Source organism: Tritonibacter scottomollicae, assembly GCF_032924845.1.
Lineage (GTDB): Bacteria > Pseudomonadota > Alphaproteobacteria > Rhodobacterales > Rhodobacteraceae > Epibacterium > Epibacterium scottomollicae.
This window is the reverse complement of the sequence record NZ_CP136704.1, coordinates 3638292-3653343: the sequence shown is the minus strand read 5'-3', so window position 1 is coordinate 3653343 and position 15052 is coordinate 3638292. Positions and strand designations below refer to the sequence as shown.

15 protein-coding genes, 1 tRNA gene and 6 pseudogenes are annotated in these 15052 nt (G+C 58.7%); 11 read left to right on the top strand and 11 right to left on the bottom strand.

Translation table 11 applies throughout. The features are described from left to right. Position 1 precedes the first annotated feature (1 nt). Genes R1T40_RS18035 through R1T40_RS18025 form a run of 3 tightly spaced genes read left to right on the top strand, consistent with a single transcriptional unit; the run spans position 2 to position 1082 of the window. Entirely contained in the window at positions 2 to 181 is a 180-nt protein-coding gene (locus tag R1T40_RS18035) for a hypothetical protein (RefSeq protein WP_317385107.1), read from the top strand. Next, positions 178 to 402 carry an NnrT protein gene (locus tag R1T40_RS18030; protein ID WP_317385106.1) on the top strand — a complete coding sequence of 75 codons (225 nt, stop codon included), beginning with the start codon at positions 178 to 180 and terminating at the stop codon, positions 400 to 402. Before R1T40_RS18035 ends, R1T40_RS18030 begins: the two co-directional genes overlap by 4 nt. After that, positions 399 to 1082 (top strand): NnrU family protein, encoded by a 684-nt coding sequence (locus R1T40_RS18025; RefSeq protein ID WP_317385105.1) that lies wholly within the window; start codon positions 399 to 401, stop codon positions 1080 to 1082. Before R1T40_RS18030 ends, R1T40_RS18025 begins: the two co-directional genes overlap by 4 nt. Positions 1083 to 1188: 106 nt before the next feature. Here R1T40_RS18025 and R1T40_RS18020 read toward each other — a convergent pair whose 3' ends face one another. From R1T40_RS18020 to R1T40_RS18010, 3 genes and pseudogenes are all read right to left on the bottom strand, one after another. Beyond that, a complete protein-coding gene (locus R1T40_RS18020; protein WP_317385104.1) occupies positions 1189 to 2388 on the bottom strand; it encodes an NnrS family protein in 1200 nt (399 codons plus the stop codon). A 79-nt stretch (positions 2389 to 2467) separates the two neighbouring features. Continuing rightward, positions 2468 to 2896 (bottom strand): pseudoazurin, encoded by a 429-nt coding sequence (locus R1T40_RS18015; RefSeq protein ID WP_106164291.1) that lies wholly within the window; start codon positions 2894 to 2896, stop codon positions 2468 to 2470. Between the two features lie 99 nt (positions 2897 to 2995). Then, positions 2996 to 3160, bottom strand: a pseudogene (locus tag R1T40_RS18010) (IS5/IS1182 family transposase); the annotation flags it as partial. A gap of 160 nt (positions 3161 to 3320) precedes the next feature. On the opposite strand from R1T40_RS18010, the pseudogene R1T40_RS18005 reads away from it, so the two are divergent. Then, positions 3321 to 3437: pseudogene (locus tag R1T40_RS18005) on the top strand (transposase); the annotation flags it as partial. A gap of 237 nt (positions 3438 to 3674) precedes the next feature. On the opposite strand, the gene R1T40_RS18000 reads toward R1T40_RS18005, so the two are convergent. Further along, positions 3675 to 4691 (bottom strand): IS110 family RNA-guided transposase, encoded by a 1017-nt coding sequence (locus tag R1T40_RS18000; RefSeq protein ID WP_317385103.1) that lies wholly within the window; start codon positions 4689 to 4691, stop codon positions 3675 to 3677. A gap of 67 nt (positions 4692 to 4758) precedes the next feature. Between R1T40_RS18000 and R1T40_RS17995 the strand changes: the two are divergent. Continuing rightward, a pseudogene (locus R1T40_RS17995) lies at positions 4759 to 5728 on the top strand (IS3 family transposase); the annotation flags it as partial. A 61-nt stretch (positions 5729 to 5789) separates the two neighbouring features. Here R1T40_RS17995 and R1T40_RS17990 read toward each other — a convergent pair. Next, positions 5790 to 6559, bottom strand: a pseudogene (locus R1T40_RS17990) (IS5 family transposase). Positions 6560 to 6643: 84 nt separating this feature from the next. Continuing rightward, a protein-coding gene (locus R1T40_RS17985) for an IS5 family transposase (protein WP_317385102.1) occupies positions 6644 to 7401 on the bottom strand; the annotation gives its coding sequence in 2 pieces (ribosomal slippage) (positions 6644 to 7080 and positions 7080 to 7401; 759 coding nt in all). Between the two features lie 306 nt (positions 7402 to 7707). Here R1T40_RS17985 and R1T40_RS17980 point away from each other — a divergent pair. From R1T40_RS17980 to R1T40_RS17970, 3 genes are all read left to right on the top strand, one after another. Continuing rightward, the gene (locus R1T40_RS17980) at positions 7708 to 7971 is read left to right on the top strand and encodes a LysR substrate-binding domain-containing protein (protein WP_317385101.1); all 264 of its coding nucleotides are present in this window, start codon (positions 7708 to 7710) and stop codon (positions 7969 to 7971) included. 166 nt (positions 7972 to 8137) lie between these two features. Then, entirely contained in the window at positions 8138 to 8542 is a 405-nt protein-coding gene (locus R1T40_RS17975; protein WP_317385100.1) for a DoxX family protein, read from the top strand. A gap of 74 nt (positions 8543 to 8616) precedes the next feature. Beyond that, positions 8617 to 9192, top strand: a complete 576-nt coding sequence (locus R1T40_RS17970) for a TetR/AcrR family transcriptional regulator (protein WP_317385099.1) — start codon at positions 8617 to 8619, stop codon at positions 9190 to 9192. A 122-nt stretch (positions 9193 to 9314) separates the two neighbouring features. Here R1T40_RS17970 and R1T40_RS17965 read toward each other — a convergent pair whose 3' ends face one another. The 3 genes and pseudogenes from R1T40_RS17965 to R1T40_RS17955 form a co-directional block, all read right to left on the bottom strand. Continuing rightward, the gene (locus R1T40_RS17965; protein WP_317385098.1) at positions 9315 to 10142 is read right to left on the bottom strand and encodes an NAD(P)H-binding protein; all 828 of its coding nucleotides are present in this window, start codon (positions 10140 to 10142) and stop codon (positions 9315 to 9317) included. Positions 10143 to 10254: 112 nt separating this feature from the next. Further along, positions 10255 to 11256: an AraC family transcriptional regulator gene (locus tag R1T40_RS17960; RefSeq protein WP_317385097.1), complete on the bottom strand. Its 1002-nt coding sequence runs from the start codon at positions 11254 to 11256 to the stop codon at positions 10255 to 10257. Between the two features lie 146 nt (positions 11257 to 11402). Beyond that, a pseudogene (locus R1T40_RS17955) lies at positions 11403 to 11552 on the bottom strand (transposase); the annotation flags it as partial. Between the two features lie 62 nt (positions 11553 to 11614). Between R1T40_RS17955 and R1T40_RS17950 the strand changes: the two are divergent. Beyond that, positions 11615 to 12584: pseudogene (locus R1T40_RS17950) on the top strand (IS5 family transposase). Between the two features lie 193 nt (positions 12585 to 12777). Here R1T40_RS17950 and R1T40_RS17945 read toward each other — a convergent pair. Both R1T40_RS17945 and R1T40_RS17940 read right to left on the bottom strand, forming a co-directional pair. Then, positions 12778 to 12853: transfer RNA gene (locus R1T40_RS17945), tRNA-Ala, on the bottom strand. 193 nt (positions 12854 to 13046) lie between these two features. Beyond that, a complete protein-coding gene (locus tag R1T40_RS17940; RefSeq protein ID WP_106165372.1) occupies positions 13047 to 13373 on the bottom strand; it encodes a TIGR02300 family protein in 327 nt (108 codons plus the stop codon). 111 nt (positions 13374 to 13484) lie between these two features. Here R1T40_RS17940 and R1T40_RS17935 point away from each other — a divergent pair, with 111 nt between their 5' ends. Next, positions 13485 to 14186, top strand: coding sequence for a M48 family metallopeptidase (locus R1T40_RS17935; protein WP_317385096.1), 702 nt, complete (start codon positions 13485 to 13487; stop codon positions 14184 to 14186). 32 nt (positions 14187 to 14218) lie between these two features. Further along, complete coding sequence (locus R1T40_RS17930; RefSeq protein ID WP_106165360.1) at positions 14219 to 14881, top strand: GntR family transcriptional regulator; 663 nt, start codon at positions 14219 to 14221, stop codon at positions 14879 to 14881. Positions 14882 to 15052 lie beyond the last annotated feature (171 nt).

The following is a 15052-nucleotide window of genomic DNA, read 5'->3' as shown; positions in this document are numbered from 1 at the left end:
AATGAAACGTCTTTATTGCACGCTTGCTTCCCTTCTGATCCCGTTTTCCGCGCATGCCGACCCCTTCGAGCGCCCCATTCCACAACCGCAAACCGACGTCGCGGAGTTCTGGTTCTTCATCGCATCCCTGCTGTTGCTCGCAGCATTGGTCTCCGTACATGTGCTGGTGAGCCGGAGATGATCCCGCGCGTGTCCTGCAAACTAGTGGCCTGCCTCTACCCCTTGGCGGCGGGGGCCGCTGCCATCAACGTCTTTTTTGCCTCGCTGATCGGCAGTTGGCTCGGATGGAACGTGCTCACCCCGCATATGAGCGTGGTGATCGGAGGAGTGCTCGGCCTACCCGCGGCATGGATGTTTGCCCGCCATATCCATGGGCTAATCACCCAGGCCGAGAAAACATGACCGGCTGGCAGGAATTCGCACTGGCGCTGGGGGCCTTTATGCTCAGCCACCTTCTGCCGCGTGTTGCGGGCCTGAGGGGGACCCTGATAAGGCTCCTAGGGAGGCGCGCCTATTTTGCCCTCTACGGGCTGGCGTCGCTGATCCTGTTGGGCTGGGTGATTTCAGCCGCAGGCCGCGCGCCCTATATCGAGCTTTGGCCCCAGGCACCATGGACGCGATGGGTTCCGTTCGTGGCAACACCAATTGCGTTCGTGCTGGCCGCCTGCGGGATCGGGGCCGGACTGCCCGGTAGCCTTGGTGCCAGTCGCAGGCGAGAGTATGATCCCGCCCACCCCGGCATTGCCGCGATCACCCGCCACCCTGTGCTGCTGGCGCTCACACTTTGGGCTCTGGCACATTTGCCGCCCAATGGCGATCTGTCGCATGTTGTCCTTTTTGGTCTTTTTGCACTGTTTTCGCTGCTGGCGATGCCTGCATTTGACCGGCGGGCACTGAGAACCTTTGGCCCTGGCGCTTTTGCCGGTGCGCCGATCCTGTCGCTTCGGCCAGTGTTTGATCACGCATGGTGGCAGGAAAATACCCGCGCCGTTATGTTGCGCGGCGCGGTTGGCGTGTTGCTCTGGTGCGTCGTCTTGCACCTGCATGCATCTGCTATCGGCGCATGGCCATTTCCCGGATAATCCCTGCGCAGCACATGTGTCCCACCCCACGCAGACATCAGGCACATGAAACGATGCAGGCGGATAATCCCGCCTGCATCTGCATTCTACCGGCCTAAACTTCAGATCAACGACTGCGCAGCGGTGTCGGCCGTTTGCGATCCTGGCGTTGCATCGCGAGCCACGGCACAAGCTTCCAGCAGAGCAGCGCAAAGGAAAGCGTCCAGAACAACGCCGCCAGATCAAGCCCCGTGACTCCGCCCGGGAACTCGACATGAGGGAATAACCGCCCCAACAGTGCTGGTATCAATCCTATGAAGGCGAGGTTCAGCACCGATCCCGACACCAGCGCACGTCCGGTATGCCCCATTGTCGCCCGCATCATCACGGCAACCGTCATGCCGCCAATCGCGCCGATACCCCAGATGTGCAGGCCAGCGCTGGCGTCAAGAGACCCAATCGCCGCCGCCGCATTTGCCAGCATCCCGACCGGCGCAAACAGGAACGCGACATGCAACATCGCCAGTACCGGATTGCGCAGCGTCGACAATCCACGCCAACGCGCCAGACGTACAGTTTGCAGCATGGCCGCCAGACACATGAGTACCGCAGCACTCAGGGTCTGTGGCCAGATGCCCCAAACCACCAGCGCCGGAAGAGTGGCCAGGAGGCTCAGCTGGTCAAACGTTCCGAAGGGCTTAGGAAGATGGCGATCCCCCTTCTGGTTCAACCAGTTGCGGGTAAAGCTTGGAATGATGCGCCCGCCGATCAGCAACACGAGGAAGATCACCAGCCCCAAGCCCAGTCGCCGGCTGACGACCGCTTGCCCCACCAGCGCACTCTCGGCAAAAAAGAACAGGTTACTCAATCCAAGAAGCGAAACCGGCACCAGAACCATCAGGTTGCGCCAGTTCTTTCCCGAGATGATTTCACGCGCCACCAGTACCGCCAGCACAAGGAGGAACGCGCTATCGATACTGACGACTATGCCCCACGGCAGGGGCACCGCACCAAAGACAGCAATGCGCCCCGCCAACCATAGCATCAGCATCGCACACAATGGCCGGCCACGGGTCGGCATGCCACCTGTCCAGTTGGGCACCGCGGTAAACAGAAAACCTGCAATCACGGCACTGCCATAGCCAAAGATCATCTCATGACTGTGCCAATCAGCGGGCATCAGAACACTTTGCAGCGTCAGCCCGCCCGTCCAGATCAGCATCCATAGCGGTATGATCACAACGGCGAACAGGCACGCAGCCATGAAGAACGGGCGAAACCCATAGGACAGGAAGGCGGGGCCGGAATAAGATTGAGGGTGCGACATGTCGTGTTTCCTGCAGCGGGACAAAAAAGGCGACACCGGGAAAGTGCCGCCCTTGTTTTTGGTTATCCGGAATTTTCGTTCACTGAACTCGCGCGAACAAATCTTCAAAGCGACCTTTGGATTTGCCTCTTTGCTTGACGCCCTGAGCCGCCTCCAAGTTCACGGCGTCCCCGACCTGAATAAGCGCAACCATACCCATGCCGTAGTGCGGGGTGCATTTGATACCATAGAGCCCCTCGGCATCCACCGTCAGCTCATAGTCGACATTGAACTTGCTCTTAAAGCTCTCGCTCCCTTCAGGCAGCATCCCCTTGATGCTTTCCACATTGTGTCCCTTGTCAGTGGCAATGAAATGAATGACGTCACCGGGCATAGCTTTGACGTAGGCGGGTTCAAAAACCATCGCGCCGGCCTCACCTTTGTTGAGCATCTTCACCTCAAAGGTTTCTGCTTGGGCGATGGCCGCAGTACAGGCGAAGACAATGGCGTAGCTGATTTTCTTGAACATCTGAGTTCCTTTCATGCGTTCTGTAGATTTCTTTTCTGAACGCTTTATCGACCATCTGAGGAACGTATTTGTTGTTCTTCGACAAACTTCGAAGCAAAGAAGCGGTATGCCAAGAGCGATGTAGCGGTTGAGGACAGCCATCCAGATTTGTATCTCTGCGGCCTGCTGATCGAAGTCCCGTGCCATCAGCGATTAGCCCATCAGCTTCACGCAGTGCATCTTGGTCTCGATACGGCTCCGGCGGTGATATCCATATAGTTGTCGCTAAAGTGGCCACCGTAGCTATCGTGACCCTCGCTCCGCTTGGTTTCGTGCGGTCGACCCGGCACTTGCCGGCTTCTAAGAAGGGCCGTGGTAATCCCCCCTAAAATTAGTGGTGTTCAAAAGTAGAATTTTCTCGGCAAGATATCTGAGGAGATTTACGATGAAGAACGGACGATACAGCGACGCGCAGATCATGGCGATCCTGAAGTTGGCAGAAGGTGGTGTGCCGGTCTCAGAGCTTTGCCGCGAGCATGGGATGAGCAGCGCCAGTTTCTACATCTATGGATGTCTCTCCCTTTGCAAGATTTTCGCTGATCTGTTCCACCGCCAGGTCCCAGGTTACAAACATCTATCCGGCGTCACCCTTCGATGGTGCGCCCAAATGGGAATTCCGCGTGGTGAGCCTCAACAAATGGTCGGCCTCAGCAGGCCATTATAAAAGCCAGGTTCCTCACACACCGGAGTTTGCCGGTCGGTTCATTTCATTGATCTTCTTGCAATCCTTGTTGCGCGCTTAAGCGTGGGCGCGGAACTCTTCGTTTCTGTTCAGCATGGCCCAGATGATCCGGGCGTTTTTGTTGGCCACGGCGACGATAGCGCGGTTCATACCGCGTCGTTCGCGAAGGCTGTTGACCCATTGACTGAAGGGGTCCGTCTTTCGCTGCGCTACACGGACTACTGATCGGGCACCATGGATCAGAAGGGTTCGGAGATGTCTGTCTCCGCGTTTGCTGATCCCCATGAGTAGCCTCTTGTCGCCGCTTGAATGCTGCCGTGGAACCAGCCCCATCCATGCGGCCAGATGTCGGCCGTTCTTGAACTCACGGCCATCGCCCACGGCTGCGACAACAGCGGTCGCTGTCTTTGGGCCGACACCGCAGATGCGTGCGATCCGGCGGCAATCCTCATTGGACTTGAACACTGCATCAATGCGGCGGTCGAAGGTTGTGATCTGAGCATCAATCTGTCCCAAGAAGTCGAACAAGTCGCCAATGATCTCTCGGCTCATTGCGCTCAGCCCGTTCGTCTGGTTCTCAAGTATCTCTGGGATGGCCCGCCGTGCCCGTCCGATCGATAAAGCGATAGGTATGCCGCGGTCCAACAGCAGGCCCCGCATTTGGCTCACGAGTGCGGTCCTGTGATTGACGAGGCGGCGGCGCGCCCGATGCAGGGACTGAATATCCTGTTGTTCTTCTGATTTGGTCGGCACGAACTTCATGTTCGGAAGCATCAAGGCGGTACAGATGGCCTCGGCATCGTTCTGATCGTTCTTTTGATGCTTGACGAAGGGCTTGACATACTGCGGCGCGATCACCTTGACCGTATGGCCAAGCGCCTCGAACTGCCTCTGCCAATAAAATGCCCCTGTGCAGGCTTCGACACCAATGACACAGGGCTCCAGTTCAGCAATCTCGGCGAGTAATCCTTCTCGGCGGAGGCGGCGTTTCAATACGGCCTGTCCGTTAGCGTCGACTCCATGCAACTGGAACACGTTCTTGGCCAAATCAATTCCAATGAATGCGACTGTCATATCTCTCTCCATTCTACTGCGTCGCACCCGCAGCGTTGCTGATTGCGGGAGAGACATCCATCCCATTAAATGGCGGGCTAAGTTTGGCGGTATGGATGCGTCTATGATGTCCGAGATGAAGGACATGGCGGAAGAGAACCGTCGCCTGAAGCGCTTGTATGCCGAGATGAGCATGCAAAATGATCTGCGGAAGGAAGCGCTTGTAAAAAAGCGTTAAGGCCGTCTCAGGCCGAGAGATGGCCATGAATGCGGTCGCACAAACCGGGGTCAGCATTGCGCTGGCCTGCCGTGCATTCGAGATCAGCGAGACCTGCTACAGATACAGTTCTGTACTAAGCGATGAGAATGAAGAGATCGCCGAGTGGTTGGAACGTCTGACGGCCAATAAACGCAACTGGGGCTTCGGCCTGTGCTTTTTGTATCTGCGCAACGCGCAGGGCTATGGCTGGAACCACAAGCGGGTCTACCGGATCTACTGTGAGCTGGAGCTGAACTTACGGATTAAGCCTAAGAAACGGCTGAAGCGGGACAAACCTGAACCACTGGCTGTACCTGACAAGCCAAACGAGACATGGTCGATGGATTTCATGGCGGATCAGTTGGCAGATGGTCGTTCGATCAGAACACTGAACGTTCTGGATGACTTCAACCGCGAAGGTTTGTGCATCGAAGTGGACTTCTCGCTACCGTCAGAGCGCGTCGTGCGCAGTTTGAACCAGATTATCGAATGGCGAGGAAAGCCCAAAGCCATTCGTGTCGACAACGGTCCAGAATATGTCAGCGGAAAGCTGATGGAGTGGGCTGAAAAACACAATGTTCGACTGGAATACATTCAGCCCGGCAAGCCCCAACAGAACGCCTATATCGAGCGCTACAACCGCACCGTTCGTGGCGAATGGCTAGGCCAATATATCTTTGAAACCATTGAGGAGGCACAGGACCAGGCAACTGAATGGCTCTGGACTTACAACAACGAGCGACCCAACATGGGCATCGGCGGCATGACACCCGCCATGAAACTAAAAGCAGCCGCATGAATTCTACGGCTGAGCCCCATTAAAAATGGGGGATTACCCTAGGGTCAGGACTCGTTATCCTTCATAGCCAGAAGATGACGAGAGCGGCGAGAGCGATAGCTGCCAGGAACACTGTTGGTGATCTGTCGTATCGTGTTGCGACCCTTCTCCAGTCTTTCAGCCTGCCGAACATGATCTCGATCTGGTTGCGGCGTTTGTAACGGCGCTTATCGTACTTGACAGGGGTTTTACGCTGTTTGCGCCCAGGGATGCACGCCTTTATCCCCTTGTCTTCCAACGCTTCTCTGAACCAGTCAGCGTCATAGCCCCGGTCGCCCAGCAGCCATCCGACCGTCGGCAGGCTGCTGCACAGAGCCCGTGCTCCGACGTAATCGCTGACTTGGCCGGCAGTGATGAACAAGTTGAGCGGGCGACCACGGCTGTCGCAGATCGCATGCAGCTTCGTGTTCATCCCGCCTTTTGTGCGACCGATCACCCGCCCGCGCTTGTCTCCAGGTCCCCTTTTTTCGCCCGTAGGCTGGAAGCCGTACGGTGCGCTTTGAGATACGTCGCATCGATCATGACAGTTTGTTCTTCGCGATGATCTGCGGCCAGACCGACCAGCATTTGTGCGAAAATGCCCTTATCGCTCCACCGCTTCCAGCGGTTGTACAACGTTTTGTGTGGGCCGTATTCCTTCGGTGCATCACGCCACCGCAAGCCATTGCGATTGATGAAGATAATGCCACTTAGGACCCGCCGGTCATCAACTCGCGGCTTGCCGTGAGACTTGGGAAAGAAGCGCTCAAGACGCGCCATCTGCGCATCGCTCAACCAGAAAAGATCAGACATCGTCACCGCCCATTTTTGATGCGGTGAATCACGCAGCCAACCGAAAATCAATGGGTCCTGACCCTAGGCTCCAAACTCATTGTTTTAGAGCCAAAACAAGACGAGTGCTGCGAGCGCGATTGCGGAGAGGGAGACTTTCGGACACCTGTCATATCGGGTTGCGACAGGCCGCCAGTCTTTGAGCCTGCCGAACATGATCTCGATCCGAATGCGCCTCTTGTATCTCCGCTTGTCGTATTTGATAGGTTTGTCGCGCGACTTCCGTCCTAGGATGCAGGGCTTAATGCCCTTTTCTATCAAGGCGTCACGGAACCAGCCCGCATCGTATCCTCGATCTCCAAGTAGCCAGTCAGCCGATGGCAGGCTGCTTACCAACGCCCTGGCACCGGTGTAGTCGCTGACCTGACCCGCGGTGATGAAGAACCGGATCGGTCGCCCGACGGCATCGGTGACGGCATGTAGCTTTGTGTTCATGCCACCTTTCGTACGCCCGATCAGCCGACCACGCCCCCCTTTTTCAACCGCAGGCTGGAGGCCGTGCGGCGCACCTTGAGGTAAGTCGCGTCGATCATGACCGTCTTCCGATCTGTTCCCTCCGCAGCCAGCGCCACCATGATCCGAGCAAACACGCCCATGTCGCTCCACCGCTTCCAGCGGTTGTAAAGCGTCTTGGGCGGACAGTATTCCTTTGGCGCGTCGCTCCAACGCAAGCCATTGCGGTTAATAAAGATAATGTCACTCAGGACACGCCTGTCATTAACGCGTGGCTTGCCATGGCTCTTCGGAAAGTACGGTCGAAGCCGGGCCATTTGCTCGTCAGTCAGCCAGAAAAGATTGCTCATCACGCCCCCTAACATTTGGGAGCCTGAATCAAGATCGCCCGCAAACGGCAACCAAATTAATGGGTCCAGAGCCTAACCTGCTGGGGCCACGTCAAACTGATGCCCGACTCCAGTTTGATCCAAAGACGCATCACAGAGGTCCCCTGGCACTTGTTCGCCTCGCCGGACATGGCCCGGAAAATTGGGGCCTCCGCCTCCCCAACGGACCTCAATGACGTGCCGGGCCTTGCACTTGGCTGGCGGCCAGAAGGGAGTTCCTGGTCGCTGGCCGGACCCGACGGATGCACAGCCTAGGTCCCATACCCCGTGCGCCTGCGCAGCGATGATATGGCAACCCTCAAACAAGCGGCCGCAGACGGGCTCGGCGCGGTCGCCCTGCCAGCCTATGTCTGCGCGGAGGATATCGCCTCGGGACAGCTGAGCCAAATCTTGCCGGACTGGACCGCTGGGACGCCCGCAATCAGCCTGCTGATGCAGGAGCGAAGGGGCAACCCGCCACAGGTCGACGCTCTCGCCACGTTCCTGCGGAACGAACTCCCGGGCGTTATGCGCGAGACCGACGGCGGATAGCGCAACTCACGCCCAAGAGACCTAGGACCGTGGCCCGGAGCCAACCTTCAGTCGCGCTGGGGAGGCTTCGCCGTGGTCAGATGTGATGATGTGCCAATTTATCGCACTCTGCAGTGCGATAAATTTATATATCATACTGATTGGTACGATAAATGCAGAGAGACCAATGGAACAGTTACTTCACCTCATCCTGACACACCCTCATTCGATCATGTTCATGAAGGTGGTTCTGACCTCCTTCTTTTGGATTGCTGGGGTGTTCGGGATCTTTAACTTCAAGACCATCGTCCAGGAGATGATCGATGCCAAGCTTCCGCGACCGGCAATGTTCGCCGTGGCGACCATTCAGTGCCAGCTTGTCGGATCCGCGCTACTGATCACTGACCTCTGGGATATGGCATGGCTCGGGGCGGGGGCGCTTGGCGTATTCACAGTCCTATGCATTCCGATCGCCCACCCGTTCTGGAAGTTCGAGGGCGAGAAGGGAATGTATGAGTTTCAGATTGCTCTGGAACATATTACCGTGGTGGGTGGCCTGATGATCGCCGTTGCGATTTCCTTGATTTACTGAGAGCAAACACTGTGAAAGCAAAAGAGCAAAGGCGACCTCGCGGACGGCCCAAGGATGCCTCGAAGCAGACCGCCTTGCTCGGCGCAGCACGGCGGCTGCTTCTGACGAAGGGTCCCGATGTCACCACCGATGAGATCGCTCTGGCGGCTGGAGTGTCCAAGAGCACTCTCTATGCAAACTTCAAGGGTAAGGACCAGCTGGTCGAGGCGGTCATTCGTGCCGAAGCGGACAAGACCATCACTGAAGAAGACTTTGCCTTTCTCGTGCAGCCGCCGGTCACAGCGGCGACACTGGTGGCGTTTGGGCGGAGGTTTGTCGGCTTCGTCAACAGTCATGACTTGATTGCCTGGGACCGGGTCATTGCCTCCCTCGAGGCTGTTCGCCCCGAACTTCCTAGAAAGTTCTTTGAGTTGGGCCCGGGCCGAGGTCAGCGGCTCCTGAAAGAGCTTTTGGACAAGGCTGTTGCGGATGGCCTCATACAGACAGGCTCAACCAAGGTTGCAGCAGATCAGCTGACAGGGCTTTGGCTTGGGTTTTCAAATCTCGAGGTCAAGCTTGGCGTGCGTCCGCCGCTGTCAATCGCGGAGATAGAAGCCCAGGTGGAATCTGGGGCCGAGATATTCCTTCACTACTATGGAACCAAGCCCTAGCCGTCTGATGAAAGGTCGTTTGGGGTTCAAATACGCGCTGGACGTTCATCGCGGACCGTTAATTGATCGCCGGTAACAACAGGTCACCGACGATCTCCCGGGGGCAGAGTCACAGGCTGGGGTCAGGCGGCACTTGTCCAGGCCCCGCTTTGGGCGGCCTCCCGGGCGAAGTCCATAAAGTCGCGAGGGCTGCGGCCAAGCGCCCGCATCACGTCGTCAGTGATGTGTGCATTGCGCCCGTCCAGGGTTTCGCGTGCAATGCCGGTGAAGACGTCGGCGACGAAGGCGCCACCAGCCTCGGCGATGGTGCCGTGGAATTCCTCGAAGCTGATCGGGACATGTCGGATCTCGTGTCCGATTGCCTGCGATAGGTCATCTGCCATGTCCGCGAAGGACATCAGTCCCGGGCCGGTCACCTCGTAGAGTTGGCCCCGGTGGCCGTCTTCGGTCAGCGCTGCAACGGCCACGTCGGCAATGTCATCGATGTCGATGATCGGCTCGGCGATATCGCCGCCAGGCATTGGCAGGACGCCCGCCAGCACCGGATCACGCAGGTAGCCTTCCGAGAAGTTCTGCGCGAACCAAGCGGCCCGGACGATGGTGAAGTCGACGCCGGAATTGCGCACCACGTCCTCGCCCAGCCTGGCGTGGTGTTCGCCGCGGCCTGAAAGCAGAACGAGGTGCTCGACGTCCAAGTCGCGAGCCGTCTCGCACAGGGCCCCGAGCTTATCCACCGCTCCGGGGAAGGCGAGGTCCGGAAAGTAGGTGACATAGGCCGCGCGCACCCCGTGCAGGGCGGGCGCCCATGTCTCCGGTGCCTCCCAGTCGAAGGGCGTTGCGGAACTGCGCGAGCCGCGGCGAACGGGAAGGCCCCGCGCATCAAGACGGCTCGCAACGCGCTGGCCGGTCTTGCCGGTCGCGCCGATGACGAGAATGGGTTGGTCTTGCATCGGGTATCTCCTTGGCTTTGGTTGCGATGTCCAGGGAATAGGCGCTGGCAAGGCGTCCGGTATTGACCCGCGATGCCAGTCTATTGACTACGGTCGCCAATATGCCCTTTTTTCAGTGAAAAGTATCCTTGCGGTAGGACGCCGGTGTTTTGCCGACCCAGCGCTTGAACGCGCGGGAAAAAGCGCTCTGCTCGGAGAAACCTGTCAGAAACGCGATTTCGGCCAACGAGCGGCACTCATCTTGCAATAGTCCCTCGGCGAGATCGCGACGGGTTTGCTCGGTCAGTATTTGAAAGGTCATTCCGTGATCGGAAAGCCGCCTGTGAAACGACCGCGCGCTGAGCCCGAGGCTGCGGGCGATCTCGGGCATCTTTGGCGCCCCCTCGCTCAGGGATTGGGCGATGGAGGCTTTTGCCTGCACAACCAGTGTCGGCTCGCGCGTAACTTCGGACAGTTCGGCGTCCAGATGCGGCGTTAGGTACTTCGAGATCCCCTCGTCCCCGAGGATGTTGGGCCGTGCCAGCGTCTCTTCGGAATAGAGAATCGCATCTAGATCAGTGTCGAAACGCACCGGGCAACCAAACCACTGTTCATGCGCCGTGATCGAGTGCGGCGCGGGATGCTGGACCAACACCTCCAAAGGCGCGAGCGGTTCCGGGCAGACTTGCCTTGCGATGGACACGGCGCTCGCGAGGGTCGCCTCGTTCGACAGGCGCATCCCTAGGCGACGCTCACCCGCCCGGTGCAGGATGAAGAGCGTTCCCTCCGTCGTCGGTCGTAGCTCGTATTCAGCGACGCTGGTCCACAGGCGCGCATAGCGTTCCACCCGTGCATAGGACGCCCCAAGCGTAGTGGCGGCCTTAAAGGCAAGACCAAGCGCCCCGTATTCGTCAAGCCGCATTGAGGCTCCCGTGCGCACCGGCAGGTCGGTCACATCTATTTGCTCAGCAATCCTTTCAAGGAGGTCATAGTAGCGCTCCGCTGGAATCATCTGCTTGGGGTTCCAAGGGCAATTGACGTCAATCTCGACCAGAGACAGCATCTTGGCCGCGTCGATTCCGTCGCCAGCCGCGGCGACGATTTTATGCGCGAAGAGCGACGTCACATACCCCATGACCACATTCTACGACACGCGAGATAGGCAGCCAACCTTGCGTGCAATTTCCCGAATAAAAGAACCGCCTCGGGTGAGATGGTTGCGGAATTTGTAGGGTTTATTTTAACGTTACCCCGCCTCACGCGGGATCAGCTTGACGGTGGGATCGCATCGTCGATCCCGAGGCCCACAAACCAGCGGAACAGCAGGTTGTATTCCATCTGTTCCATGAATTGTCGCTCGGACCGGATCAAGTAGGGGATCTGCAGCAGGCCGGCCCGGATCAACCGTTCCGGCGCGATGGAGGGGCGGCCCGGCGTTGTTGCGCAAATCCCTGGGGATTCATCTCGTGGATCCAGCATGCTAGCTGTGCAGCATGAGCAGACCTCCGAAGACGACATACAAGACGACCAACTGGAAGAGCTACAATCAGGCGCTGAGGCAGCGCGGTTCGCTGACCGTCTGGTTCGATCCCTCTATGCAGTGGGAGGCGGTGCCGTCCGGGCGGCGCGGACGCCAGCAGTCCTATAGCGACGCCGCGATCCAGGCCTGCCTGACCCTGAAGGTCCTCCTCGGGCTGCCACTCCGCCAGGCGACAGGGTTAGTTGCGAGCCTGCTGGAACTGTCCGGCCTTGGCTGGTCCGTGCCTAACTTCAGCACCCTGTCGCGTCGCCAAAAGGCCTTGGACGTCAGCATCCCGTATCGGGGCTCCAAGGGCGCGCTTCACCTGCTCGTCGACAGTACCGGCATCAAGGTGGAAGGTGAAGGCGAGTGGCACACGCGCAAGCATCCCTCTCACACATGCAAGCATATGTTGCCGGGCAATGGGTGGCTCGCGACGCAGGGTTTGGCGCAAGATCCACCTCGGGATCGACGAGGAAACATTGGAGATCCGGGCGGTCGAGGTCACCTCCAGCAACGTCGGCGACGCGCCGATGCTGCCGGACCTGCTTGCCCAGCTCCCGGCGGAGGAGGAGATCGCCACCGTCACCGCCGACGGTGCCAATGACACCCGCGCTTGCCATGATGCCATCGCGGCCCGCGGCGCGGCGGCGGTCATTCCGCCGAGGCGGACTGCGAGGCCTTGGAAGCCGGACACGGCCGGAGCCCGGGCGCGAAACGAGATCCTGCGAGCATCGAAGCACTTGGGTCGGGCGCTGTGGCGAAACTGGAGCGGGTATCACCGCCGCAGCAGGGTGGAGACGAAAATGAACTGCGTGAAGCTGCTCGGCCAGAGGTTAATATCACGGGACTTCGACCGCCAGGTCGCCGAAGTTCAGATCCGTGGGGCGGTCATGAACCGCTTCACCGCCCTCGGCATACCTGTCACCGTGGCCCTAGGATAAGTGTGTCCGGGGAAAGCGGAACTCTGGCTGTTAGCTGATTTGTGCAACAGCGCCCTGAGAAGCGATCAGCACTCCGAAAAGGCGTGGATCAAAGCAGCATGGATTTTCGTAGGGAAAATAGCACCTGGCCGCGCGAGAGAGGCAAATCCTCTGACGAAAAAGGCAGAACTATCTGGTTCTTTTTAATGAGAAATGGTGGAGCCTAGCGGGATCGAACCGCTGACCTCCTGCATGCCATGCAGGCGCTCTCCCAGCTGAGCTAAGGCCCCTTACCACCGTCTTGAGCAACGCTCCGTTCGGTGTGTGGTGATTTAAGGGAGGCGGCGGCGGGCTGCAAGTGGAAAATGAAGCAGAAACATCAGTTTTTTCAACATGGCCATTTGCGCCTCTCGGTCGCCCCCTCAACCCAAAAACCAGCGCCCGTGCACCCCCATCGGGCGCACGGAAACGCTGCAGACGTTTTCAGGTGTCGTCATCCTCGGACGCCACGTCTGCGATTTCGTCGAGGGATACATCATCCTCTTCGTCATCTTCCAGAACGTCATCGCCGAGATCCATGTCCACGGCGTCATCATCATCTTCCAGAACCGCGCCGTCGGCATCGGTCTTTTGCTTCGCCTTTACGCTTGCAGCGTCCTCGGCATCAGCTTCGATCATGCGGCTTTTGCTGGTGTCAACCGCGACGACATCGCCTGTGTAGGGGCTGACGATCGGGTTCTTGTTCAGGTCGTAAAAGCGCTTGCCGGTGGTCGGGCAGACGCGTTTCGTACCCCATTCTTCCTTGGGCATGTGGATCCCCTTCAAAAAATAGCGTGAGTCGGTGAGACGATTCAGGTGCCTTGCCATAAGCGGCAGACCCTGTCAAAGCCTTTGCAGCCTTGCATCCGAAGTGGGGAAACCATGTCAGAGCTGAGCCTGCCCGGAGATCCGGAGGTCCGTGTCACACTGCGTCGCTCAGCGCGCGCGCGGCGATTGTCGCTCAGGATCTCGTCGCTGGATGGCCGGGTGACACTGACGTTGCCGAAACGGGTCTCGGAACGCGAAGGGCGCGCCTTCGTGCTTGAAAAAGAGGACTGGATTCGCGCCCACCTCGCGAAGCAACCAGAGCAGATCATTGTCGCCCCCGGCACCCGCCTCCCCGTTGATGGCGATATCCTGGAAGTGCGCACGGGGACCGGTCGCAGGGTTCTGCGCGAGGAGGGCGCATTGCGCGTCCCCGGCCCGGCACCGATGCGGCGCCTGGAACGCTACCTGCGGGAACTGGCCCGGGACAGGCTGGCGTCAGCATCGGACGCCTATGCTGGCCGTTTGGGGCAAAAATATACGAGCCTTACGCTGCGCGACACGCGGTCACGCTGGGGGTCATGTTCATCGGCTGGTGGATTGATGTACTCTTGGCGACTGATCCTCGCCCCGACCGAAGTGCTTCACTACGTTGCGGCGCATGAGGTGGCGCACTTGGAGGAAATGAACCACTCCCGCGCGTTCTGGAACGTCGTCGAGAGGCTCTATGGGGATTACGCGGCCCCGCGTCGCTGGTTGCAGGCCGAGGGCAACGCCCTGCATCGATATCGTTTTGACGGGCAAATCGAAAACGATTGATCTTCCGACGCTTTGTGATCACATAAGTCGTCATGGACAAGCTGCTCACGGGGAACCGCCCCACTGCCGAAAATACGGGCTCGGCCCATGATCGCGTCTACCGGGCGCTCCGCACCCGTATCATGCATGGGGCGATCTTACCCGGCGCGGCCCTGACACTACGTGGCATAGGCAAGGAATACGGCGTCTCGATGACGCCCGCGCGCGAAGCTGTGCGTCGCCTCGTTGCGGAAGGCGCATTGTTTCTGTCATCCTCGGGACGGGTTTCGACTCCGGAGCTTTCAAATGACCGAATCGAGGAACTGGCGGCACTGCGGGCGCTGATCGAAGTCGAATTGGCCTCTCGCGCCCTGCCCCGCGCTCATATGGCGCTGATCGACAGGCTGCAGACCATCAACGGCACGGTGGCTGAGACCATCTCCAAACGCGATGCGGTGGGCTACATTCGAACCAATCTCGAATTCCACCGGACACTCTATTTGCGCGCACAAGCACCCGCCATGCTGGCCATGGCGGAAACCGTCTGGCTGCAGCTCGGCCCCACCATGCGGGCGCTCTATGGTCGCCTCGGACGCACAGAAGCCCCCCACAACCACAAGCTCATCATTGCGGCGCTCAAGGCTGGTGACGAGCCCGGCCTGCGCCTCGCCCTGCGCTCTGATGTCACCCAAGGGTTGCGATTGCTGGCGGGGTAACTGCCGAGCGGTCTTTCGCGTTATTCTCGATTTCAAAAATATAACGCTTGCTATTCAAGTGAAAGAAGCGCATTCAAGATGGGCAAAGCTGCTTCTTACGATCTACTGTTTCCTTACGGCCCAGTTGTTCAGACGAGACACTTAGGCCAGGCCATCGCATGTTGCGGATGG